This window comes from Streptomyces erythrochromogenes (genome assembly GCF_040684695.1).
Lineage (GTDB): Bacteria > Actinomycetota > Actinomycetes > Streptomycetales > Streptomycetaceae > Streptomyces > Streptomyces erythrochromogenes_C.
Map to the genome: position 1 here is coordinate 498,750 of NZ_JBFBGM010000002.1, position 20,226 is coordinate 518,975.

22 protein-coding genes are annotated in these 20,226 nt (G+C 69.9%); 12 read left to right on the top strand and 10 right to left on the bottom strand.

Annotated features, from left to right (window positions below):
• Positions 1-110 precede the first annotated feature (110 nt).
• The 5 genes from dnaB to AB0O53_RS06345 all read left to right on the top strand — a co-directional run bounded on the left by dnaB (position 111) and on the right by AB0O53_RS06345 (position 4,524).
• Positions 111-1,574 carry a replicative DNA helicase gene (gene dnaB / locus AB0O53_RS06325; RefSeq protein ID WP_031156067.1) on the top strand — a complete coding sequence of 488 codons (1,464 nt, stop codon included), beginning with the start codon at positions 111-113 and terminating at the stop codon, positions 1,572-1,574.
• Positions 1,575-1,867: 293 nt separating this feature from the next.
• The gene (locus AB0O53_RS06330) at positions 1,868-2,203 is read left to right on the top strand and encodes a hypothetical protein (protein WP_365193490.1); all 336 of its coding nucleotides are present in this window, start codon (positions 1,868-1,870) and stop codon (positions 2,201-2,203) included.
• Positions 2,204-2,261: 58 nt separating this feature from the next.
• On the top strand, positions 2,262-2,564 hold the full coding sequence (locus AB0O53_RS06335) for a hypothetical protein (protein ID WP_435886611.1): 303 nt from the start codon (positions 2,262-2,264) through the stop codon (positions 2,562-2,564).
• 39 nt (positions 2,565-2,603) lie between these two features.
• Positions 2,604-3,047 (top strand): hypothetical protein, encoded by a 444-nt coding sequence (locus tag AB0O53_RS06340; protein ID WP_365193494.1) that lies wholly within the window; start codon positions 2,604-2,606, stop codon positions 3,045-3,047.
• Between the two features lie 91 nt (positions 3,048-3,138).
• Positions 3,139-4,524, top strand: coding sequence for a serine hydrolase domain-containing protein (locus AB0O53_RS06345; protein ID WP_365193496.1), 1,386 nt, complete (start codon positions 3,139-3,141; stop codon positions 4,522-4,524).
• A 15-nt stretch (positions 4,525-4,539) separates the two neighbouring features.
• Here the strand turns inward: AB0O53_RS06345 and AB0O53_RS06350 are convergent, their stop codons facing one another.
• The 3 genes from AB0O53_RS06350 to AB0O53_RS06360 are packed head-to-tail and all read right to left on the bottom strand — an operon-like array spanning position 4,540 to position 7,139.
• On the bottom strand, positions 4,540-5,715 hold the full coding sequence (locus AB0O53_RS06350) for a winged helix DNA-binding domain-containing protein (RefSeq protein ID WP_365193499.1): 1,176 nt from the start codon (positions 5,713-5,715) through the stop codon (positions 4,540-4,542).
• Between the two features lie 56 nt (positions 5,716-5,771).
• The gene (locus AB0O53_RS06355) at positions 5,772-6,233 is read right to left on the bottom strand and encodes a GNAT family N-acetyltransferase (RefSeq protein ID WP_365193501.1); all 462 of its coding nucleotides are present in this window, start codon (positions 6,231-6,233) and stop codon (positions 5,772-5,774) included.
• Between the two features lie 15 nt (positions 6,234-6,248).
• A complete protein-coding gene (locus AB0O53_RS06360) occupies positions 6,249-7,139 on the bottom strand; it encodes a GNAT family N-acetyltransferase (RefSeq protein ID WP_365193503.1) in 891 nt (296 codons plus the stop codon).
• A gap of 150 nt (positions 7,140-7,289) precedes the next feature.
• On the opposite strand from AB0O53_RS06360, the gene AB0O53_RS06365 reads away from it, so the two are divergent.
• Both AB0O53_RS06365 and AB0O53_RS06370 read left to right on the top strand, forming a co-directional pair.
• Positions 7,290-7,940 (top strand): HAD family hydrolase, encoded by a 651-nt coding sequence (locus AB0O53_RS06365; RefSeq protein ID WP_350990433.1) that lies wholly within the window; start codon positions 7,290-7,292, stop codon positions 7,938-7,940.
• A gap of 120 nt (positions 7,941-8,060) precedes the next feature.
• The gene (locus AB0O53_RS06370) at positions 8,061-9,269 is read left to right on the top strand and encodes a globin domain-containing protein (protein ID WP_350990435.1); all 1,209 of its coding nucleotides are present in this window, start codon (positions 8,061-8,063) and stop codon (positions 9,267-9,269) included.
• A gap of 77 nt (positions 9,270-9,346) precedes the next feature.
• Here the strand turns inward: AB0O53_RS06370 and AB0O53_RS06375 are convergent, their stop codons facing one another.
• From AB0O53_RS06375 to AB0O53_RS06395, 5 genes are all read right to left on the bottom strand, one after another.
• Entirely contained in the window at positions 9,347-9,826 is a 480-nt protein-coding gene (locus AB0O53_RS06375; RefSeq protein WP_030839379.1) for an NUDIX domain-containing protein, read from the bottom strand.
• Between the two features lie 60 nt (positions 9,827-9,886).
• Complete coding sequence (locus AB0O53_RS06380; RefSeq protein WP_350990437.1) at positions 9,887-10,792, bottom strand: LysR family transcriptional regulator; 906 nt, start codon at positions 10,790-10,792, stop codon at positions 9,887-9,889.
• Between the two features lie 176 nt (positions 10,793-10,968).
• Positions 10,969-12,138, bottom strand: coding sequence for a cystathionine gamma-lyase (locus tag AB0O53_RS06385; RefSeq protein WP_365193508.1), 1,170 nt, complete (start codon positions 12,136-12,138; stop codon positions 10,969-10,971).
• Positions 12,135-12,626 (bottom strand): low molecular weight protein-tyrosine-phosphatase, encoded by a 492-nt coding sequence (locus AB0O53_RS06390; RefSeq protein ID WP_365193511.1) that lies wholly within the window; start codon positions 12,624-12,626, stop codon positions 12,135-12,137. The genes AB0O53_RS06385 and AB0O53_RS06390 overlap by 4 nt, the downstream gene beginning before the upstream one ends.
• 11 nt (positions 12,627-12,637) lie before the next feature.
• Positions 12,638-13,018 (bottom strand): phage holin family protein, encoded by a 381-nt coding sequence (locus AB0O53_RS06395; protein ID WP_350990441.1) that lies wholly within the window; start codon positions 13,016-13,018, stop codon positions 12,638-12,640.
• A gap of 89 nt (positions 13,019-13,107) precedes the next feature.
• Here AB0O53_RS06395 and AB0O53_RS06400 point away from each other — a divergent pair, with 89 nt between their 5' ends.
• From AB0O53_RS06400 to AB0O53_RS06415, 4 genes are all read left to right on the top strand, one after another.
• Positions 13,108-13,425, top strand: a complete 318-nt coding sequence (locus tag AB0O53_RS06400) for a cupin domain-containing protein (RefSeq protein WP_030956841.1) — start codon at positions 13,108-13,110, stop codon at positions 13,423-13,425.
• Between the two features lie 151 nt (positions 13,426-13,576).
• A complete protein-coding gene (locus AB0O53_RS06405) occupies positions 13,577-13,804 on the top strand; it encodes a DUF5326 family protein (protein WP_350990443.1) in 228 nt (75 codons plus the stop codon).
• 285 nt (positions 13,805-14,089) lie between these two features.
• Positions 14,090-14,827, top strand: coding sequence for an IclR family transcriptional regulator (locus tag AB0O53_RS06410; RefSeq protein ID WP_434094341.1), 738 nt, complete (start codon positions 14,090-14,092; stop codon positions 14,825-14,827).
• 97 nt (positions 14,828-14,924) lie between these two features.
• Complete coding sequence (locus AB0O53_RS06415) at positions 14,925-15,374, top strand: SsgA family sporulation/cell division regulator (RefSeq protein ID WP_350990447.1); 450 nt, start codon at positions 14,925-14,927, stop codon at positions 15,372-15,374.
• 52 nt (positions 15,375-15,426) lie between these two features.
• Here AB0O53_RS06415 and AB0O53_RS06420 read toward each other — a convergent pair whose 3' ends face one another.
• On the bottom strand, positions 15,427-16,806 hold the full coding sequence (locus tag AB0O53_RS06420; protein ID WP_365193515.1) for a YibE/F family protein: 1,380 nt from the start codon (positions 16,804-16,806) through the stop codon (positions 15,427-15,429).
• A 211-nt stretch (positions 16,807-17,017) separates the two neighbouring features.
• Here AB0O53_RS06420 and thiC point away from each other — a divergent pair, with 211 nt between their 5' ends.
• The gene (thiC, locus tag AB0O53_RS06425) at positions 17,018-18,805 is read left to right on the top strand and encodes a phosphomethylpyrimidine synthase ThiC (protein WP_350990451.1); all 1,788 of its coding nucleotides are present in this window, start codon (positions 17,018-17,020) and stop codon (positions 18,803-18,805) included.
• Between the two features lie 116 nt (positions 18,806-18,921).
• Here the strand turns inward: thiC and AB0O53_RS06430 are convergent, their stop codons facing one another.
• Entirely contained in the window at positions 18,922-20,010 is a 1,089-nt protein-coding gene (locus AB0O53_RS06430; RefSeq protein WP_365193518.1) for a glycosyltransferase, read from the bottom strand.
• Between the last annotated feature and the right edge of the window lie 216 nt (positions 20,011-20,226).

The window sequence follows — 20,226 nt, forward strand, 5'->3', positions numbered from 1 at the left end:
GACAGCCGATCCGGGTGCCCCAAATGTCAGAGCCGTGTCGTAGAAAGAGTCGCACGGCGAGGTCCGCGTTGCGGACGGGAGGAGGCGGCCCGGTGAGCATGCCCGAGCCCATGGACGACCCCTGGGCCGACAGCGGTCCGAGTGACCGTCTGCCCGCCCGTCCGCGCCGTAACAGCGAAGGCCGGGGCCGCGGCGACGAGCAGCACGACCGGGGCCGCGAGGGCGGCTCCTGGGACGGTGGCGGCGGCGGCTTCGAGCGGGTCCCCCCACAGGACCTCGACGCCGAGCAGTCGGTCCTCGGCGGCATGCTCCTCTCCAAGGACGCCATCGCCGATGTCGTCGAGGTCCTCAAGGGCCACGACTTCTACCGGCCCTCGCACGAGACGATCTACCAGGCCATCCTCGACCTGTACGCCAAGGGCGAGCCGGCCGACCCGATCACCGTGGGCGCCGAGCTGACGCGGCGCGGCGAGATCAGCAAGGTCGGCGGGGCCTCCTACCTGCACACGCTGGTCCAGTCCGTGCCGACGGCGGCGAACGCCGAGTACTACGCGGAGATCGTCCACGAGCGGGCCGTCCTGCGCCGCCTCGTCGCCGCCGGTACGAAGATCACGCAGATGGGATACGCGGCCGACGGCGACGTCGACGAGATCGTCAACAGCGCCCAGGCCGAGATCTACGCCGTCACCGAGCAGCGGACCTCCGAGGACTACCTGCCGCTCGGCGACATCATGGAGGGCGCCCTCGACGAGATCGAGGCCATCGGTTCGCGCAGCGGGCAGATGTCGGGCGTGCCCACCGGCTTCACCGACCTGGACTCCCTGACCAACGGCCTGCACCCGGGCCAGATGATCGTCATCGCGGCCCGTCCGGCCATGGGTAAGTCCACGCTCGCGCTGGACTTCGCCCGGGCCTGCTCCATCAAGAGCAACCTGCCCAGCGTGATCTTCTCCCTCGAAATGGGGCGCAACGAGATCGCCATGCGCCTGCTGTCGGCGGAGGCCAGGGTGGCCCTGCACCACATGCGTTCGGGCACGATGACGGACGACGACTGGACCCGGCTGGCACGCCGGATGCCGGACGTCTCCGCCGCCCCCCTCTACATCGACGATTCCCCCAACCTGTCGATGATGGAGATCCGGGCCAAGTGCCGCCGGCTCAAGCAGCGCAACGATCTCTCACTCGTCGTCATCGACTACCTCCAGCTGATGCAGTCGGGCGGCTCGCGCCGTCCCGAGAGCCGTCAGCAGGAGGTCTCGGACATGTCCCGAAACCTCAAGCTCCTGGCGAAGGAGCTGGAGGTCCCGGTGATCGCGCTCTCCCAGCTGAACCGTGGCCCGGAGCAGCGCACCGACAAGAAGCCGATGGTCTCCGACCTGCGTGAATCGGGCTCGATCGAGCAGGACGCCGACATGGTGATCCTGCTCCACCGCGAGGACGCCTACGAGAAGGAGTCCCCGCGCGCCGGTGAGGCCGACCTGATCGTGGCCAAGCACCGTAACGGCCCCACCGCGACGATCACCGTGGCCTTCCAGGGCCACTATTCGCGCTTCGTGGACATGGCAAACACGTAGCATCCGATCTTGTAGGGTCTCAAATTTCGTGTCGGAATCTCACGGTCGAAGTCGGATGGAAGTCGGATCCGACACGGACCTGAGATTCGCAGGTCGCTGCTGTACCAGTGAAGGTGTTGCTGGTGTGCTCCCGTCGGCAGGTTGGGCGGGAGCATCGTGCTGACGGGGGGCAACTCCAACTCGGGAGTGGGGATGGAAGCGACGGTCAGCTTTCGTGGGCACGGCAGCCCGGAAGATCCAGGCTGAGACGGGCCTGTTGCACGGCGCTAGAGTCCAACAGCGGAGGAGGGAAGATGGCGCTGAACAAGAAGGGTTCCCGACGCATAACCGTTGACGGGATCGAGTACCGCTGGCGGATCCGCAGGAAGCCTTCCTACATGCAGGGACTCTGTTGGACGCCGATGACTTACGCCGTCGAAGCGGCCAGCGACACACAGCCGGGCACGGCCTTGATCGTCACCAGCGGGCAGGCCCATCCCAGTAACTGGGTGGGTGCCGAGGCAGTGCCCATCCGCCCAGCGCACGTTGCTGCCAGCATCCGAGAAGCACGGGATCAAGGCTGGGATCCAACCCGGGTCGGCTCTCCTTTCCAGCTCGACCGATCCGCAGGGTTCATCGCCCAGCCATGAGACAAAGCGGAGTAGCGCAACGCATCTGGCCCGGCATCATGGCCTGGTGACCACATGGATGCGCTGCCACTGGGACGAGGAAGATCTCTGGTTCTACTTCGAGGTCGACGCCGAAGGCTGGGTGATCCGGCAGGTCGAACTCGAAGGGCCTGAGCTGATCCCGATCGCAGCTGCCTCACTCGCCGAGTGGCAGGGGGCCCGCGACGCAGGCCGTCGCGACGAGGACGACGGCAGGTTCGGGATCACAGCCGAGCTGCCCGTCTCCGAATGGGAAGGCCACGACCCCGAACAACTCACCGTCGAGGAGTTCGAGGAAGTCTGGGCTTCTGCCCGTCGCCGGATCGTGTCCCGGCCCATCTGACCTCTCGGCGTCGCGGAGGCTTCTTGGGATCATCTCGACATGACCCCGCCCCTTCCCCGCACCGTCCGAGCCGTCGACACCGCTCAGCTCCTGGACCTGGCCCAGGAGGCCGCCATGCATGGCTTCAGCCAGCGGCTCCCGGTCGACTGGCTACGAGAGCACCTCGCCGCAGAAGGGACGCACTACCTGTTCCCGACACTTGTGCAGCGGCTCACGCACCGTCCCGAGGTGCCGCTGCAGTGGAGGTGCCAGCAACTGCTGACCGTCAGCACCGGCGAGCAGATCTGGGGTCTCCTCGACGTCCTTCCCGACACCTTCGACAAGATCCCGGAGACCTTGGACACGGCGTCCAAGAAGGACATCGTCAACCGCATCGAGCAAGCAGTGACGGTGCGGGAGTGGATGGAACGGACGGCCGCCGATGCAGGCTCACGAGGTCCGGCGCAGCCGACTGGGCAGTCTGGGGAAATGACATCGATCTGAGACAGCCGCCTGCCGACACGTCGTGAGACTGGAGGGGAACGTCCAGGTCATAGCGTCGGCGCACGACACCGAAAGTGAGAACCTACAGATCATGGATGAGCTTGCCGAGGACCGTGAACTGCTCCCCGCCACCCGGCGTGCGCTGAGGCACCGGATCGCCGTCGCCCAGAGCACGGGACGGGCGCCGTCGGTCGTGGCGGCCGTACTGCGCGGCGGGGAGGTGGTCTGGGAGGGCTCCCGGACCTCCGTCGAGGGGCACGGCCCGGACGGGAACGTGCAGTACCGGATCGGGTCGATCAGCAAGACCTTCACCGCCGTCCTGGTCATGCGCCTGCGGGACGAAGGGCTGCTCGGGCTGGAGGACCCGCTGGAGGAGCACCTCCCGGGAACGGCTGCCGGCCGGGTGACCATCGCCCAACTGCTCGCGCACACCGGCGGGCTGGCCGCGGAGACCCCCGGCGAGTGGTGGGAGCGCACCCCCGGCGCGCAGCGGCCCGAGCTCGCCGACGTGTTGGGCGAGGAGCCCTTCAAGCTGACTCCGGGCAGCAGGCACCACTACTCCAACCCCGGTTACACGCTGCTGGGTTCGCTGGTGGAGGCGCTGCGTGGCAAGCCCTGGGAAGAGGTGCTGCGCGCCGAGGTGCTGGAGCCCCTGGGCCTGGACCGTACGAGCGGACAGCCGCGGGCCCCGCATGCGGGAGGCTGGGCCGTGCACCCGTGGGCCGACGTGATGATGCCGGAACCGCTGGAAGACCTGGGGCTGATGGCGGCGGCCGGGCAGTTGTGGTCCACGACCCGGGACCTCGCGCGGTTCGCCGACTTCCTGCTGCGCGGTGACGAGCGGGTGCTGAGCGCCGAGTCCGTGCGGGAGATGCGCCGGTCGGTGGCGCCTCCGGAGCCCGGGCTCGCCGAACTCGGCTACGGGCTGGGCATGCAGCTAATGGCCCAGGGCGCGCGCCGGCTGGCGGGCCACAGCGGCTCGCTGCCCGGGTTCGTCGCGGGGCTGTGGCTGAGCGAGGCCGACGACGTGGCGGCGGTCGTGCTGGCCAACTGCACCTCGGGGCTGCCGGCCGCGGGCGTGGCCGCCGACCTCGTCGGGATCGTGGCCGATGCCGAGCCCCCGTTCCCGCGGCCGTGGCGGCCGTTCCGGGAAGCGGACCAGGTTCCTCTCGAACTGTGCGGCCCCTGGTACTGGGGGACTTCGGCGCAGGCGGTGCGGCTGCTCGCGGACGGTTCGCTGGAGCTGGGGCCGGTCGGCGGGCCGGGGCGTACGGCCCGGTTCCGGTCCGAGCCCGACGGCAGCTGGACCGGGCTGTCCGGGTACTACGCGGGCGAGGCGCTCAGGGCGGTGCGCCGTGACGACGGCTCGGTGAGCCACCTCGATCTGGCCTCCTTCGTCTTCACGAGGGAGCCCTACGACGCCGACGCCCCGGTGCCCGGCGGTGTCGACCCGCAGGGCTGGCGCGGCATCGGCTGACGGCCCGGGAGCGTCTCAGGCGACGAGTTCACGCTCCAGCGGCGTGCGGAAGCGCGGGGTGACGCGGGCGTCGCCCACCCAGGCGGCGAGGCGGGAGGCCTCGGCCGCGATCGCCTCCTCGGCGGTGCGGCCGGGGTCACCCAGCAGCCGCCAGACGATCTCGCCGTCCTGGCGCTGGGCCCAGCCGCCGACGATCTCGCCGTTCCACCACACGGTGGGGCCGATGTTGCCCGCGTAGTCGAACAACGCCGGCCTGTGGGCGGGATCGAGATGGAACCCCCGGTCGGCCCAGCCCATGCCGCTGGGATCGAGTGCGGGCAGCAGCGCCGCCCAGGGTTCGGGAGCCGGCTCGGGCGCGGTGTCCCCGGGGCTGACGAGAGCGGTGCTGCCGTCATCGAGGCGCACCTGGTCGGGACCGACGGCCGCGAGAGCCTTGCGGACGTCGGTCAGGGTCCAGCCGGTCCACCACTTGAGGTCGGCCTCGGTCGCCGGGCCGTAGGCGTCCAGCCAGCGGCGGGCGATCTCCGCGCGGGCCTCCGCGGCCGGTACCGCGGGCCAGGGCGCGGTATGGACCCAGCGGAACTGGCTGGAGGTCCACGATCCGCGCGGACGGTCCCGGCGGATCCGTCCGTCGGCGGCAAGGAGGCGGATGACCCGGGTGGCGACGCCCTGCTCCGTCTCGTACTTCTTGCCCCGGCTGATGGTGATCTTCTGGCGCAGGGCGGGCACCTCGGCGGACAGCTGACTGCCGGTGAGGGGACCGCGGGTGTCGAGGGCGTCCAGCGCAGCGGCTTCCGCCCGGGACAGCCAGGCGGCGTCGAGCCCCTGCCCGTCCTCGTCGAGGTGCTTGAGGAAGGTACGGCGCTCCCTGACGGCGATGGCCCGTGCGGTCGACGCGTCGACGTACGGGGCGAGTTCCGCCGACACCGCGAAGAGGGTGTTGCGCATGCTGAGCAACCGCACGAGGCGGACGTCCTCGTACAGCGCCTGCTCGACGGCTCCGGGGCCGCCCCCGGCCATCCGGGCCCGCGCGGAGAGGAAGACGGTCGCGGCGTCGGTGGCGTGCAGCGCGACGACGGAGTCCGCCGCCTCGGCGACGGTCGCGGCGCGGGCCGACGGGGCCAGGCCGTGGCGTCGACCGAGCCGGCTGCGGCGCTCGGTGGCGCTGATGAGGGGGAGGCTGGCGCTCATCTTCCCGATCGTAGGCCGGGCCGCCGACACGGCGGCCCGGCCCAGGAGGCGGCCGGTCAGAGCTGGAGCTTGAACCCGACGTGCGACGCGGTGAATCCGAGCCGTTCGTAGAAGCGGTGGGCGTCGGTCCGGGTCATGTCCGAGGTGAGCTGGACGAGCGTGCAGTTCTCGGCACGGGACTTCTCGATCGCCCACTGGATGAACCGGGTGCCCAGTCCGCTGCCGCGCTCGTCCTCGTGGACGCGCACGCCCTCGATGATGGCGCGGGTGGCTCCCTTGCGGGAGAGGCCGGGGACGATCGTCAGCTGGAGGGTGCCCACGACACGGCCTGCCCGGACGGCGACGACCACATGCTGGTTCGGGTCGCCCGTGAGGCGTTCCAGGGCCGTGCGGTACGGGGTGAGGTCCTCCGGGGACTCGCGGGTGGCGCCGAGCGGGTCATCGGCCAGCATGGCGACGATGGCGGGCAGGTCGGCCTCGGTGGCCGGCCGGATCACCGGTTCGGGAGTGTCGGTCACGATGTTCGTCCTTCCTCAGCCCGCGGCCACGGTCAGCGGTGCCCAGCGGCGGGTCCAGTCGCCGGGCAGGTCGGGGATGTCCCGCGTCATGACGGCGTTGAAGGCGACGGATTCCAAGCCGCGTTCCTTGAGCCACGCGAGCAGTTCCTCGTGCCGTACGTCGACGTCGGTGCGCAGGGGGCGGTCCGTGCCCCCGGCGAGGGTCGTGACCAGGGCCTTGGCGGTGGCGGTGTCGCGGGCGATCAGCGGGCCGATGACATGGGTGTGCATGTTGGGCCAGGCCGCGGCGTATCCCGTGAGCGTGCCGCCGCTGCTGTCCTCGGCGACCACCAGTTGGTCGGAGAAGGCGGGCAGGCGCGTGATCATGTGCGTGCGGTCGGCGCCGAAGACCTCGGCGTCCAGGTGCAGGATGCGCGGGAGGTCCTCTGCAACCGCCCGCCGGACCCGGACGGCGGCGTGCGGGCCGGATGTGGCTTCCTCCTGGAAAGAGCCCACCAGCATCTCGGCGCGGCCGGTGGTCTTGAACCCGAGCTCTTCGTAGAGCGGACGCCCGTAGGGCGTGGCGTGGAGGGTGAGCGGGACGCCCTTGAGCGTGTTGTCGCAGACATGGGTCATCAGGGCGCGTCCCAGGCCCTGACGCGCGTAGCGGTCGGCCACGAGAACCATGCCGATGGCGGCGAGCCCGGGGCCGGCGGAGGTGCTGCCGTACCGGGTGACGACGCAGGCGGCGGCGAGACCCCGGCCGTCCGGGGCATCGACGCCGTAGCCGTTGCCTGCCGCGAGCAGCAGTCCCCACTTGTGGTCCTCGCGGAGCCAGCCACGATCTTCGGACAGGTCGGCGCAGCGGTGGAGATCGTCCACGGTCAGCGCCCGGATCGGCAGATCGGTGATGTGTGGTGGTGTCACCGGCCCAGACTGGATCATGGACCGGGAGCCGTCCAGGGGATTTGGGCCGATGTTTCACGTGAAACATGCGAGCCCGGACGGACGCGCCGGCCGATGTTTCACGTGAAACGCGGTGTTTCACGTGAAACGAAACCACTAGCCTCGATGGCTATGACGCGCCTGCACCTCTTCGACCTCGACGGAACGCTGATGTACGGCTCGGCGGCTCCGGTGGAGATTTCCCGCCAGCTCGGAGTGAGTGCCGAGATCGCCGAGCTGGAGCGGTCCTTCTCCGCGCGTGAGATCGGACCGCACCAGTTCTCGGTGGCCGTGCACGCCCTGTGGGCCGAGCTGACGCCGGCACATGTCAGGGCGGCGTTCGACGGGGCCCCCTGGCTCGCCGGGATCCGGGATGTCTGGCAGGAGATCCGGCAGCGCGGGGAATACTGCGCGGTGGTCTCCCTGTCGCCGTCCTTCTTCGTGGAACTGCTGCTGGAGTGGGGCGCTCACGCCGCCCACGGTTCGGTCTTCCCGGAGGTGCCGTTCACCCGGCCCGTCGAGGAGGCCGGGATCCTGACCCCCGAGGCCAAGGTCATGGTGGCCGACCGGCTGTGCGCGCAGTTCGGCGTGACGCGGGGCGACTGCGTGGCGTACGGGGATTCGGGGACCGACATCCACCTCTTCGAGGCGGTGTCCGTATCGGTGGCGGTGAACGCGCGACCGCACCTGGCAGCGCGCGCGACCCACGTCTACGAAGGGCGGGATCTGCGGGAGGTATACCAGCTCGTGGCGGTGGCACGCCCGGGAGTTGACGCATCTTAGGAGGAAAGTGGGTTCGAGTCGCGGATTTTCCGCGTTTCCCCGCAGGCCCCTGGGGCGGGTGGCACGCTGTGAAACCGGGAACCACGGATTCATGACCGTGGCGTGTGCACACCGACCGAGATGCTCGAAGCGAGGCACCGCATGGACGCTCCGCCCACCAGATCGGCCAGACGCGAAGCGGCCCGGATACCCTCCGAAGGCAGTGCGGCCGAGCCCTCACCGGATGCCGTACTCATCCGCCGGACCCTCGCGGAGATCGCCCCGGTCGCCGACAAGGTGACCTCGTACTTCTACGCCCTGGTCTTCACCGGGCACCCGGAAGTGCGGGGCATGTTCCCGGTGGCCATGGACACGCAGCGCGACCGGCTGCTGAAGGCACTCCTGACAGCCGCCGAGCACATCGACAATCCCGAAGTGCTCGCCCCCTACCTCTGCCGGCTCGGCACCGGGCACCGCAAGTACGGAACCATGGCCGCCCACTACCCCGTGGTCGGCGAGGCCCTCGTCGGGGCGCTGGCCCGCTTCGCCACGCAGAGCTGGGGGCCGGAGACCGAGGCCGCGTGGGTGCGGGCGTACACCGCGATCTCCCAGATCATGATCGACGCCGCGGCGGAGGACGAGGTGAAGGCTCCCGCGTGGTGGCACGCGGAGGTGGTCTCCCACGATCTGCGCACCCCGGACATCGCCGTACTGACCGTCCGCCCCGACCAGCCCTATGCCTTCCTGGCGGGCCAGTACGCGAGCGTGGAGACCCCGTGGTGGCCGCGGGTGTGGCGGCACTACTCCTTCGCCTCGGCCCCGCGGGCCGACGGGCTGCTCTCCTTCCACGTCAAGGCCGTCCCCGCAGGCTGGGTCTCCAACGCGCTGGTGCGCCACGCGCGCCCCGGGGACGTGCTGCGCCTGGGGCCGCCCGCCGGGTCGATGGTGGTGGACCACACCACCGACAACGGGATGCTGTGCCTGGGCGGGGGCACCGGCATCGCCCCGATCAAGGCGCTGATCGAGGACGTGGCCGTACACGGCGAACGGCGGCCGGTGGAGGTGTTCTTCGGGGCGCGCAGCGACAGCGACCTGTACGACAAGGACACCCTGCTGGGGCTGCAGCGCTCGCACCCGTGGCTGTCGGTCCGGCCGGTGGTCGGAGACGGGCTCGCCGGACAGCTGCCGCACGCCGTGGCTGAGCACGGGCCGTGGAGTTCGTACGACGCGTTCATCTCGGGCCCGCCCGCGATGATCCGCAGCGGGGTCGACGAGCTGCTGCGCATCGGGATCCCTGGTGAAAGGATCCGGCACGACGAGGTCGAGGAGCTGGCGGGCATCGCCGGGTGAGACAGGCGGGCGGGGCAGAGCAGGTCAGAGCAGGGTGGGGCCGGGACCGGCGGCAGCCCACCGGCCCCGGCAGGGCCTCAGCCCAGGTCGGGCGCGTGCATGGCGCGCACGCCCTCGATGTTGCCGTCCAGGTAGTGCCGTAGGGACAGCGGGACGAGGTGGACAGCGGCGATGCCCACACGGCTGAAGGGCACGCGGACGATCTCGTACTCGCCCTCGGGCTCGTCCACCTCGGGGCCGTGCCGGAGGCCGGGGTCCATCGATTCGAGGCGGCAGACGAAGAAGTGCTGCACCTTCACGCCGGTCACCCCGCCGCCGGCGATGTGCTCGACGGTGTCGACGAAACAGGGCACGACATCGGTGATCTTCGCGCCGAGTTCCTCGTGGACCTCTCGGTGGAGGGCGTCGACGACGGTGGCGTCCGAGGACTCCACTCCGCCGCCGGGGGTGACCCAGTACGGGTCGACGCCGGGCTTGGTGCGCTTGATGAGGATCAGGTCGTCACCGTCGAGCAGGATCGCGCGAGCGGTGCGTTTGACCACGGGACGTTCGGTCATGGGAGAAGAGTGGCCCACCGCTCCGCTTCTGAAACGCGCCACGGGCCGGAAAGAGGGGGCTCACCAGTGCACGGCGGCGTCCAGCAGCCGCGCGCGCGCCCGGGCGAGGTGGGCGAGCGAGGGGCTGCCCGTCCGCAGGACCAGGAACCAGGTGCGCAGCGGTGGCACGGCAGGTTCCGCCACGGCCGCGATCCGGCCGCTGTCGAGGGCGTCCTGGCACAGGTAGCGGGGCAGCACGGCGAGCCCCGCTCCCGCGAGGACGCATTCCAGCACGGCGCGCAGGTCGGGTGCGACCACGGTGGCGGCGAGGGACCTGGCGTCCGGCAGGGTGTCGAAGACGGCACTCCAGTACCGGGTGACGAGCGGCAGGGTCTCGTGGACCTCGACGAGCGGGATGCCCTCCAGAGCCGCGGGGCCGTCGTCGCGCAGCCGGTCGGTGTCGACGAGGGCGGCCCAGTAGGGCGCGCCGACCAGGACGTGTTCCTCGTCGCACAGGGCGGTGGCCGTGAAGGGTCCGCCGCGGGGGTGCGCGGTGGTGACAACGAGGTCGTGGTGGCCTGCGGCGAGCCCGTCGAGGGCGCTCGCGGCATCGCTCTGCAGGGTGGCGCGCAGGGTGTGGCCCTGGCCGACGAGGGGTGCGAGGGCGGGGAGCACCCGCAGCGAGAGGAACTCGGGCGGTCCGGCGACATGGAGGGACCGCAGTCCGCCCGCGTCCTCACGCTCGGCCTCGGTGATCCGGAGCAGGGCGTCGAGGTGCGGGGCGGCCTTGTGGGCGAGCTCGTCGCCGACGGCGGTGGGAGTGACCCCGCGGGCCCGGCGGTGGAAGAGCGGCCGGCCCAACTGGCGCTCCAGGGTGCGGATCTGCGAGGTGACCGCGGGCTGGGACAGCCCGAGAAGGGCGGCGGCGCGCGTGAACGAGCCCGCCCGGTGAACGGTGACGAAGGTGCGCAGCAGGGCCAGATCCATCGCGGCACCTTTCGGTGGGGGCCTACAACTATAAATATGCAGATAGGCCCCTGTCGCTACCGTGATTGGACTCTGACGCAGAGTCAACTAGCCTTGTCGCGTGGTTCTTCGCGCGCGGAACCCGGGGCGGTCCGAGCCACTAGGGGGGAGGCTCGGACTGCCTTTCCACGTCGTGTTCAGCGGTCCTGACCGGTCGGGTCGAGGGCACGGTCGAGTGCCCGCAGGACGTCCGCGACCAGGTCCTCGGTGTCCTCGGCCCCGGCGGAGAAGCGGATGAAGCCCTCGGGCACGGCGTCGCCGCCCCACCGTCCGCGCCGCTCGGCGGTGGACCGGACGCCACCGAAACTCGTCGCGTCCTCGACCAGGTGCAGGGCGGCCATGAACCGTTCCGCGTGTGCCCGGTCGGGCAGGGCGAAGGAGACCACCGAGCCGAAGCCCCGCATCTGGCGGGCGGCCGTCTTGTGGGAGGGGTCCGTGGTCAGTCCCGGGTAGCGCACCCCGCTCACGTCGCGGCGGTCGACCAGGGCCTCCGCGACGGCCAGGGCGTTGGCCCACTGGCGCTGCGCGCGCAGCTGGATGGTGGCCAGCGAACGGTGGGCGAGCCAGGCCTCCATGGGACCGGGGATCGCACCGACGATCTTGCGCCATCCCCGGACGCGGGCCGCGAGGTCAGGGTCGCGGCACACGACGTACCCGAGCAGCAGGTCGCCGTGGCCGGTGAGGCCCTTGGTGCCGCTGGCCACGGAGAAGTCCGCGCCGAGCTCCAGGGGCCGCTGTCCGAGCGGGGTGGCGAGGGTGTTGTCCACGGCGACCAGGGTCCCGCCGGCGTGCGCGGCCTCCGCGAGGCGTCGTACGTCGCAGACGTCGAGCCCGGGATTGGACGGCGTCTCGATCCACAGCATCCGGGCCCCGTCGAGGACGCCGAGCTGGGCGTCCGAGCCGGTGAGCGCGGTGCGCACACGGATCCCGTAGGCCTCCAGCTGCTCGCGCAGCAGGGGCAGTGCCTGGTAGCCGTCATCGGGCAGCACGACGGTGTCACCGGTGCGCGTCTGGGAGAGGAGGACGGCGGAGACCGCCGCCATGCCGGAGGCGAAGACGACGGTGTGCACGTCCTGGCCGGGGGCCTCCAGTTCCCCGATCGCCCGTTCCAGCAGGGTCCAGGTCGGGTTGGTGTCGCGGCCGTAGGCGTACGGGCCCTCGACGTCTCCGGGAAGGTGGAAGTGGGCGGCGAAGACCGGCCCCGGCAGGGGCGGTTCGTTCTTGACGGCCTCGGGCAGACCGGCGCGCACGGCGCGGGTGCCGTCGCCGATCGCCTCGCCCGGGCCTTCGGGGGCGTATGCGTTCACGTGGTGTGCTCCTTCATCGCCTCGCGTACGGCGTCCAGCAGGCCGGGGCTCGCCGCCTCGACCAGTTCCAGGCACTCCTCGAACCCGTCGAGCGACCCGTAGTAGGGGTCCGGTACGTCCTGCTCTCCGGCCGGGGCCGCCGGATCGTAGGACCGCAGCAGCCGGACCTTGGCGGCGTCCCGCGCAGTGGGTGCGAGGGCCCGCAGGTCCCGCAGGTGCCCGGAGTCGAGCGCGATCACGAGGTCCAGGCGGGAGAACCAGGAGGACCGGAACTGTCTGGCCCGGTGGTCCTGGGCGTAACCGGCGGCCTCCAGGACGGAGACGGTGCGCGGATCGGCGCCGTCGCCCTCGTGCCAGCCGCCGGTCCCGGCGCTGTCCACCTCGACGAGGGCGTCGAGTCCGGCCCGTTCCACATGGGCGCGGAAGACGGACTCGGCCATGGGGGAGCGGCATATGTTGCCCGTGCAGACGAAGCAGACGCGGTACATGCGCAGCCCGTTCAGTCGTTGTCGGGAAGGACCATGTTCGCGGCCCAGGAGACGATGGAAATGATCAGGCCGCCGATCAGCGCCCACCAGAAGTTGTCCACGTGGAAACTGAGGTCGAACTGCTCGGCCAGCCACGAGGTCAGCAGCAGCATCAGCGCGTTCACGACGAGCGTGAACAGGCCGAGTGTGAGGATGAACAGCGGCAGCGAGAGCAACTTCACCACGGGCTTGACGATGAGGTTGACCAGGCCGAAGAGGAGGGCGACCAGGATCAGGGTCACCGTCCGGCGGCCCATCGTGCTGCCGTCGTCCAGGGTGATGCCGGCGAGCAGCCAGATGGCCACGGCCAGGGCCGCCGCGTTGGCGAGCGTCTTGACTACGAAATTCGTCATGTGTCTGATCGTGGCAGAGAAGATCCCGGTGGGACATCCGCAGATCAGCGGATGCGAGGGAACGATCGAGTACAAGGGGCACAACGACGATGAAAGCCTTCCGGCTTGACGAGCTCGAAGCGGAGCGGGCCGCCAACGACGGCGCCTATCTGCAGTTCCTGCGCGAGCGGAACATGTCGGTCGGGCTGTACGCGCTCGACGCCGGCCAGACCGATCCGCAGCGGCCGCACGGTCAGGACGAGGTGTACTTCGTCGTCAGCGGGAGGGCCTCGATCACGGTCGGGGAGGAGACCACCACCGTGGCGCGCGGCAGCGTCGTCTACGTCCCGGCGGGCGTACCGCACAAGTTCCACCACATCACCGAGGACCTGAAGGTGATGGTGGTGTTCTCCCCGCCGGAGGGCTGAGCGCAGGGGTCGGGTGAGGGGCGCCGCCCTGATCCCCCTAAGGGGCGGATCAGGGGACTCCGAGGGCTCGCGGGCCCCGATCGGAGCCTGCGGACTCCTAGCATCGAGAGCAGGAAGTCACGGACGGGAAGACCAGGAAGAGGTCGAGGACATGAACGGGATCCGGGAGATATTCGCAGGCATGCCCTGGTGGGTTAAGTGGGTCGCCGTTCCGCTGCTCGCGCTGTTCGTCTTCGGCGGCGTCATCACCAGCATCCTGGGCGCACTGATCTCGTTCGCCTTCAAGCTGCTGCTCTTCGTCGGCCTCGTCGGCGGTCTGATCTTCGTCGTGAAGAAGCTCGGCGGCGGGCGTTCGAAGTCCTCCTCCACCGAGTGGTAGGTGACGGGCCGGGGCGGTTCCCTCGTTAACCCAGCTGAGGGAACCCGACGCCCTGAACCGCTCACCGCCCCGGAATCGGTGGATAGAGTCGCGAACTGTGCCGTTCCCTGGGCACGAGAGCCGGCAGCACCGCCTGACCTGTGGTGACGCCGACGACCCGCCGAGCGCGACCCCCAGGACCCGGTATGTGCGGGGGCGGCCCCCGCGGGGCGGGCCATTGCTGAAGGCCCGCCGCCACGCCTGGGGGTGAGCTTGTCTCCGGTCCACAATGCGGGTGTGCCGACACTGATCGGTTCGGTGCAGAGGGCGCTCAGATTGCTCGAAGCCGCGGGTTCCCACAGCGGTGGAGCCCCGGCGAAGCAGCTGGCGCGTGAGGCCGGGCTCCCGCTTCCCACCGCCTACCACCTGCTGCGCACCCTGACGCACGAGGGCTACCTGCGCAGAGAGAGCGGAGTCTTCGTGCTCGGCGCCGCGGCCGGCAGGCTGGCCGGCGGGGGACTCCAGCAGAAACGTCGCACCATGATCCTCGACTCCCTCGCGCACTTCCGCGACGCGGTCGGGGCGCCCGTCTACTTCGCGGTCTACCGCGAGGGTGAAATCGAGGTCGTGGGCGTCTCGGACACCCCGGGCAGTCCGGCGTGCGAGGAGTGGGCCGACTTTCGCGCGACGGGATTCGCGCACGCGATCGGGCAGTGCCTCCTCGGCCAGCTCGACGAGCGCGCGCGCAAGGACTATTACGACCGTCATCCGGTCGAGGCCATCACCCCTTATACCGTGCGTGATCTGCACACCTTGGAGAACCGGATCGGGGCCCTCGGGCGAATGCAGCCTGTAATCGAGCGGCAGGAATATGCCCTCGGCACGGTCTGTGCCGCCATCCCCATCACGGCCGGGGATACGGCCGCGACGATGGCCATTTCTTTGCCCCTGCACCAGGAAGATCGATTGCTGTATGTAGTCGATCGGCTACGGAGTGAAGTAGGCGCGCTGTTGAGCAGCCTCTCGTTCTCTATCAGTATCTGAAAACTCACTCCTTGTGATCTGCATGCGCTTCCACCACTCTTGTCAAGAGGGCGCTGGGGGATCATTCCTGGCCACTTCCACTACAGCGGGGTAGGCAATGCGCGAGTCCGTACAGGCAGAGGTCATGATGAGTTTTCTCGTTTCCGAGGAGCTCTCGTTCCGGATCCCGGTGGAACTCCGGTACGACGCACGTGATCCCTACGCAGTCCGCCTGACCTTCCACCTTCCCGGAGACGCACCCGTGACCTGGGCGTTCGGCCGGGAGCTGCTCCTCGACGGCATCAACAAGCCGTGCGGTGACGGTGATGTGCACATCGCCCCCACCAGCCCGGAGGAGCTGTCCGACGTCCACATCCGGCTCCAGGTCGGCAGCGACCGGGCCCTGTTCCGGGCCAGTGCGGCGCCGCTCGTCGCGTTCCTCGACCGCACCGACCGCCTCGTTCCGCTCGGACAGGAGCGGAACACGGGCGACTTCGAGGAGCACTTGGACGAGGCGCTCGGCAGAATCCTGGCCGAGTCGAAGCAGAACGAGCAGAACGCGGGCTGAACCGCCGCCCCGAACGGCCCGCCACCGACCACCATTCGGGCCGAGCCGCCGTTCAGCGCTTGCGCCGCCGGCCCCGGCCGCCGCGCACCGGACCCGAGCCCGGTGCGACGGCCGGGGATTCCGGCCGGTCGGCCGAGACCACCAGCGCGGCCAGTGCCGTCGTGACGGGCACCGAGGCCACCAGCCCGATCGAGCCGACGAGGGTCCGTACGATCTCCACCGCGACCAGCTCGCTGTTCGCCACTGATCCCATGCTGCTGTTGGCGATCGAGAACAGCAGGAGCAGCGGGAGCGCGGCGCCCGCGTAGGCCAGCACCAGGGTGTTGACCACCGACGCGATGTGGTCGCGGCCGATCCTGATGGCCGCCCGGTACAGGGCCCTGGGCCCCTGCGACGGGTCCGCCTGGTGGAGTTCCCAGACGGCCGAGGTCTGGGTGACCGTCACGTCGTCGAGGACGCCCAGCGATCCGATGATGATGCCGGCGAGCAGCAGGCCGCTCATGTCGATGTCCGGATAGAGCCCGTGGATCAGCCCGGTGTTGTCGTCGGTGTTGCCGCTGAGGAACGCCCAGTCGATGAACACCGAACCCAGCAGGCCGATCAGCAGCAGCGACACGAGCGTGCCCAGAACGGCCACCGATGTGCGGGCGGTCAGGCCGTGGCACATGTAGAGCGCGATCAGCATGATCGCGCTCGCCCCGACCACCGCGACCACCAGGGGGTTCGACCCCTGCAGGATCGCGGGGAGGATGAAGAGCGTCAGCACGCCGAAGCTGACGACCAGTGCGATGAGCGCGAACAGCCCGCGCATCCGCCCGACGAGGACGACCGAGAGCGCGAAGATGCCGGCCAGCACCGCCAGCGGCAGCTTGCGGTTCACGTCGATCACCGAGTACTGGAGGTCGCGGGGCGCGTCCGGCGCGTACGCCACCACCACCTCCTGGCCGTCCGCCAACTGCCGTGGGGCGCCCGGCTGGACGATCTCGACGAAGGTGCGTCCCTTGTCCGGGCCGCTCCCGATCTCGACGGTGGCCTTCTTGCACTCGCCGGCCTGGGCGGCCCGGGACCCGCCGCCGGTCGACGTGGAGCCCCCGCCGGTCGACGGCACCTGCGAGGCGTTCACGGATTTGCAGTCGACGAGTTCCAGCGAGACGACCTTGGCCTGCTGGGTCTGCCGGTCGAAGCCCACCCCGGACCGCTCGTGGTCCGGCGTGCCACCCGGCCAGAGGACCGCCAGGCCGACGAAGACGGCGACGGCGAAGGGGATCAGTACGGCCGCGATGACCTTGCGCAGGTGCTTCGAGACGGGGGCCGCGGGTCCGTGACCGTGGCTGTGGGAGTGGCCGGAGGAGTGCCCGTGTCCGGCGTGCGCGTGGTCGGAGTGACCGTTGGGCTCGGTGGGCTCGGTGGGGGGCTGCGGCGAGGACGTCACCAGCAGATCATCGCAAGAGATGAGGGGGCCCACTGTTCAGCACGCCATGGATGGCGCTAGCGTGGGGGCTACTTTGCACAACGCGGGAGCTCGGAGCACCGGGCTGAGAGGGCGCTGATCACCGTACGCGATCACGAATGCGTACGGGAGGAGGCTGCGTCGACCGCCGAACCTGTTACCGGGTAATGCCGGCGTAGGGAGATCAGGTCTCATGACCATTCAGGACGCACGCACGCCTGCCGTCAGCCAGGACGCCGACGGCTCGACCGAGCGCAAGCCGGGCTGGCACAAGGGCTACGTGGCGGGCTCCCGCCCCGACATCCGGGTGCCGGTCCGCCAGGTCCACCTCACCAACGGCAAGGACGTGACGCTCTACGACACGTCCGGCCCGTACACCGACCCGCAGATCGAGACCGATGTGCGACGGGGCCTCGCGCCGCTGCGCGAGAACTGGATCATCAGCCGCGGCGACACCGAGGAGTACGCCGGCCGCCCGGTCCGCCCCGAGGACGACGGCATCAAGCACACCTCGCCGCGCGGTGGCCTCAAGAACCTCGACGCGGTCTTCCCCGGCCGCCCCCGACAGCCGCGCCGGGGCCGGGACGGCGCCGCCGTCACGCAGCTCGCGTACGCCCGCCGGGGCGAGATCACCCCGGAGATGGAGTACGTCGCGATCCGCGAGAACGTCTCCCCCGAGGTCGTCCGCGAGGAGATCGCCGCAGGTCGCGCCGTGCTCCCGGCGAACGTGAACCACCCGGAGATCGAGCCGATGATCATCGGCAAGAAGTTCCTGGTGAAGGTCAACGCCAACATCGGCAACTCCGCCGTCACCTCCTCCATCGAGGAGGAGGTGGAGAAGATGACCTGGGCGACCCGCTGGGGCGCGGACACGGTCATGGACCTCTCGACGGGCCGCAACATCCACACCACCCGCGAGTGGGTGCTGCGCAACTCCCCGGTCCCGATCGGCACCGTGCCGCTCTACCAGGCGCTGGAGAAGGTCGACGGCCGCGCCGAGGACCTGACCTGGGAGATCTACAAGGACACGGTCATCGAGCAGGCCGAGCAGGGCGTCGACTACATGACGGTCCACGCCGGCGTGCTCCTGCCGTACGTGCCGCTGACCGCCCGCCGCAAGACCGGCATCGTCTCGCGCGGCGGCTCGATCATGGCCGCGTGGTGCCTCGCGCACCACAAGGAGAACTTCCTCTACACGAACTTCGAGGAGCTCTGCGAGATCCTGGCGACGTACGACGTCACGTACTCGCTGGGCGACGGCCTGCGTCCCGGCTCCATCGCGGACGCCAACGACGCGGCGCAGTTCGCGGAACTGAAGACGCTCGGCGAGCTCAACACCATCGCCAAGCGCCACAACGTCCAGACGATGATCGAGGGCCCGGGCCACGTCCCGATGCACAAGATCAAGGAGAACATCGACCTCCAGCAGGAGATCTGCGAGGAGGCGCCGTTCTACACGCTCGGCCCGCTGACCACCGACGTCGCGCCCGCGTACGACCACATCACCTCGGGCATCGGTGCCGCGATGATCGCCTGGTGGGGCACGGCGATGCTCTGCTACGTCACGCCCAAGGAGCACCTGGGCCTGCCCAACCGGGACGACGTCAAGACGGGCGTGATCACGTACAAGATCTCGGCGCACGCCGCCGACCTGGCCAAGGGGCACCCGGGCGCCCAGGAGTGGGACGACGCGCTGTCCGACGCGCGGTTCGAGTTCCGCTGGGAGGACCAGTTCAACCTGGCCCTCGACCCGGACACGGCCCGTGAGTTCCACGACGAGACCCTTCCCGCCGAGCCGGCCAAGACCGCGCACTTCTGCTCCATGTGCGGTCCGAAGTTCTGCTCGATGAAGATCTCGCAGGACATCCGCCGTGAACACGGCGGGGACCTGAAGGCGGACGAGATCCAGGCCGGCATGGCGGAGAAGTCCGCCGAGTTCGCGGCCTCGGGCAACCGCGTCTACCTGCCGCTGGCCGACTGAGGCCGGTCGGGTACGACCGGCAGGACCAGTAGGACCCGTAGGACCAGTAGGACCGGCAACGGGGCGGACCCGCGACCCATGGGGGGAGTCGCGGGTCCGCCCCGCCCTTCGTGCCGTCAGGCCACCACCTGGTACTCCGGCCCGAGCTTGGCCAGGGCGAACGCCCGGTTCTCAACGACCCGTTCGTGCTGGCTCTGCGGAAGTGCCTCCTCCCGCAGGAGGCGGTCGCAGCACTCCAGCGATTCCTCGTACGCGCCGACCCAGTAGGCGGCCACCGCGAGCTCGTCGAGCGCGCGCCACTCGTACCAGTCGAACTCGACGAACAGGATGTCCTCGGGGCGCGGGATGCGCGCCGCCTGACGGGCGAACAGGTACGCCAGCTCGAAACGGCCGTCGAGCCGGCACAGGCGGGCCAGGTCGCCGAGTGCCTCGGCCCGTCCGGGACGGCTCTCGTGGGCACGCAGGTAGCGGTCCATCACCTCGGCCGCCGGGCGCTTCAGGCCCGCCGCGAGCCGTGCCGCGTAGAGCCGGGCGCAGAAGGCCTCCTCGGCGAAGCCGCCCATGTCCGCCCGGCGGTCGTAGGCGGCGAGGGACTTCTCGGGCTCCCCCGCGTCGCGCCAGCTCTGGGCCAGATAAAAGGCGTAGCGGGCATTCTCCGGCTCTTCGGCCAGCCCTTTTTCGAGGATCCCGGCATCGCGCAGGTACTTCTCCCGGTCGCCCCCTTCGCCCTGCCGGGCTCCGCCGCCGACGATGCGGATATGGAAGCCTTCGAGGACTCCGCGGGTGAACGGCGCTTCGCAGTCGAGGTACTCGTGCAGGACGCCGACGTATTTCCAGGGCAATCGTGTGGAGACCAGAGCGGGCCGCCAGTGGATGACGGGTCGGTGGTGCACCGCGATGCCGTACGAATCGAAAGTGAGCTCCGGCATCCGGAATCCGGGATCCACCTCGATCACGTCGTCCGCGTCCAGGAACAGCAGGTAGTCGGCGGCGGAGCGGGCCAGGTCGATCGCCTCGCTGCGGCTGCCGTCGAACCCCTTCCAGGGACGTTCGTGCAGGACACCGGGGAGATCGCCGAGGAATTCCCGGATGATCTCCTGGGTGCCGTCCGTCGAACCGGTGTCGACGATCACCCAGGTGTCGATCAAGGGACGCACGGATTCGAGACAGCGCCTGATCACCGCGGCCTCGTTCTTTACGATCATGTTCAGACAGACTTTTGCTTTCAAGGATCCCGTCCACGGTGGTGGTGAAGACGACCGTGAGGCGACCGTAGGGACCCGGCCAATGGGGTGCAAGGAAGCCACGGGGCGAGCCGCCATTGGGTGCCTGTTGATGGTCCGATGAGATGACTGTCAAGCGAGGCGTTCGACCGCTCTTCTTCTTGAATACCCACGCTGACCGAGGCGGCCCGTCCGGGG

Excerpts from the sequence above, each read along its gene's own strand:
- AB0O53_RS06395 (WP_350990441.1), bottom strand. The coding sequence starts at position 13,018 with ATGACGAATTTCGTAGTCAAGACGCTCGCCAACGCGGCGGCCCTGGCC.
- AB0O53_RS06370 (WP_350990435.1), top strand. The coding sequence starts at position 8,061 with ATGCTCGAAGCGAGGCACCGCATGGACGCTCCGCCCACCAGATCGGCC.
- AB0O53_RS06430 (WP_365193518.1), bottom strand. The coding sequence starts at position 20,010 with ATGATCGTAAAGAACGAGGCCGCGGTGATCAGGCGCTGTCTCGAATCC.
- AB0O53_RS06415 (WP_350990447.1), top strand. The coding sequence starts at position 14,925 with ATGCGCGAGTCCGTACAGGCAGAGGTCATGATGAGTTTTCTCGTTTCC.
- AB0O53_RS06380 (WP_350990437.1), bottom strand. The coding sequence starts at position 10,792 with ATGGATCTGGCCCTGCTGCGCACCTTCGTCACCGTTCACCGGGCGGGC.
- AB0O53_RS06330 (WP_365193490.1), top strand. The coding sequence starts at position 1,868 with ATGGCGCTGAACAAGAAGGGTTCCCGACGCATAACCGTTGACGGGATC.
- AB0O53_RS06405 (WP_350990443.1), top strand. The coding sequence starts at position 13,577 with ATGAACGGGATCCGGGAGATATTCGCAGGCATGCCCTGGTGGGTTAAG.
- AB0O53_RS06365 (WP_350990433.1), top strand. The coding sequence starts at position 7,290 with ATGACGCGCCTGCACCTCTTCGACCTCGACGGAACGCTGATGTACGGC.
- AB0O53_RS06345 (WP_365193496.1), top strand. The coding sequence starts at position 3,139 with ATGGATGAGCTTGCCGAGGACCGTGAACTGCTCCCCGCCACCCGGCGT.
- AB0O53_RS06340 (WP_365193494.1), top strand. The coding sequence starts at position 2,604 with ATGACCCCGCCCCTTCCCCGCACCGTCCGAGCCGTCGACACCGCTCAG.
- AB0O53_RS06390 (WP_365193511.1), bottom strand. The coding sequence starts at position 12,626 with ATGTACCGCGTCTGCTTCGTCTGCACGGGCAACATATGCCGCTCCCCC.
- dnaB (WP_031156067.1), top strand. The coding sequence starts at position 111 with ATGGACGACCCCTGGGCCGACAGCGGTCCGAGTGACCGTCTGCCCGCC.
- AB0O53_RS06375 (WP_030839379.1), bottom strand. The coding sequence starts at position 9,826 with ATGACCGAACGTCCCGTGGTCAAACGCACCGCTCGCGCGATCCTGCTC.
- thiC (WP_350990451.1), top strand. The coding sequence starts at position 17,018 with ATGACCATTCAGGACGCACGCACGCCTGCCGTCAGCCAGGACGCCGAC.
- AB0O53_RS06400 (WP_030956841.1), top strand. The coding sequence starts at position 13,108 with ATGAAAGCCTTCCGGCTTGACGAGCTCGAAGCGGAGCGGGCCGCCAAC.
- AB0O53_RS06350 (WP_365193499.1), bottom strand. The coding sequence starts at position 5,715 with ATGAGCGCCAGCCTCCCCCTCATCAGCGCCACCGAGCGCCGCAGCCGG.
- AB0O53_RS06335 (WP_435886611.1), top strand. The coding sequence starts at position 2,262 with ATGCGCTGCCACTGGGACGAGGAAGATCTCTGGTTCTACTTCGAGGTC.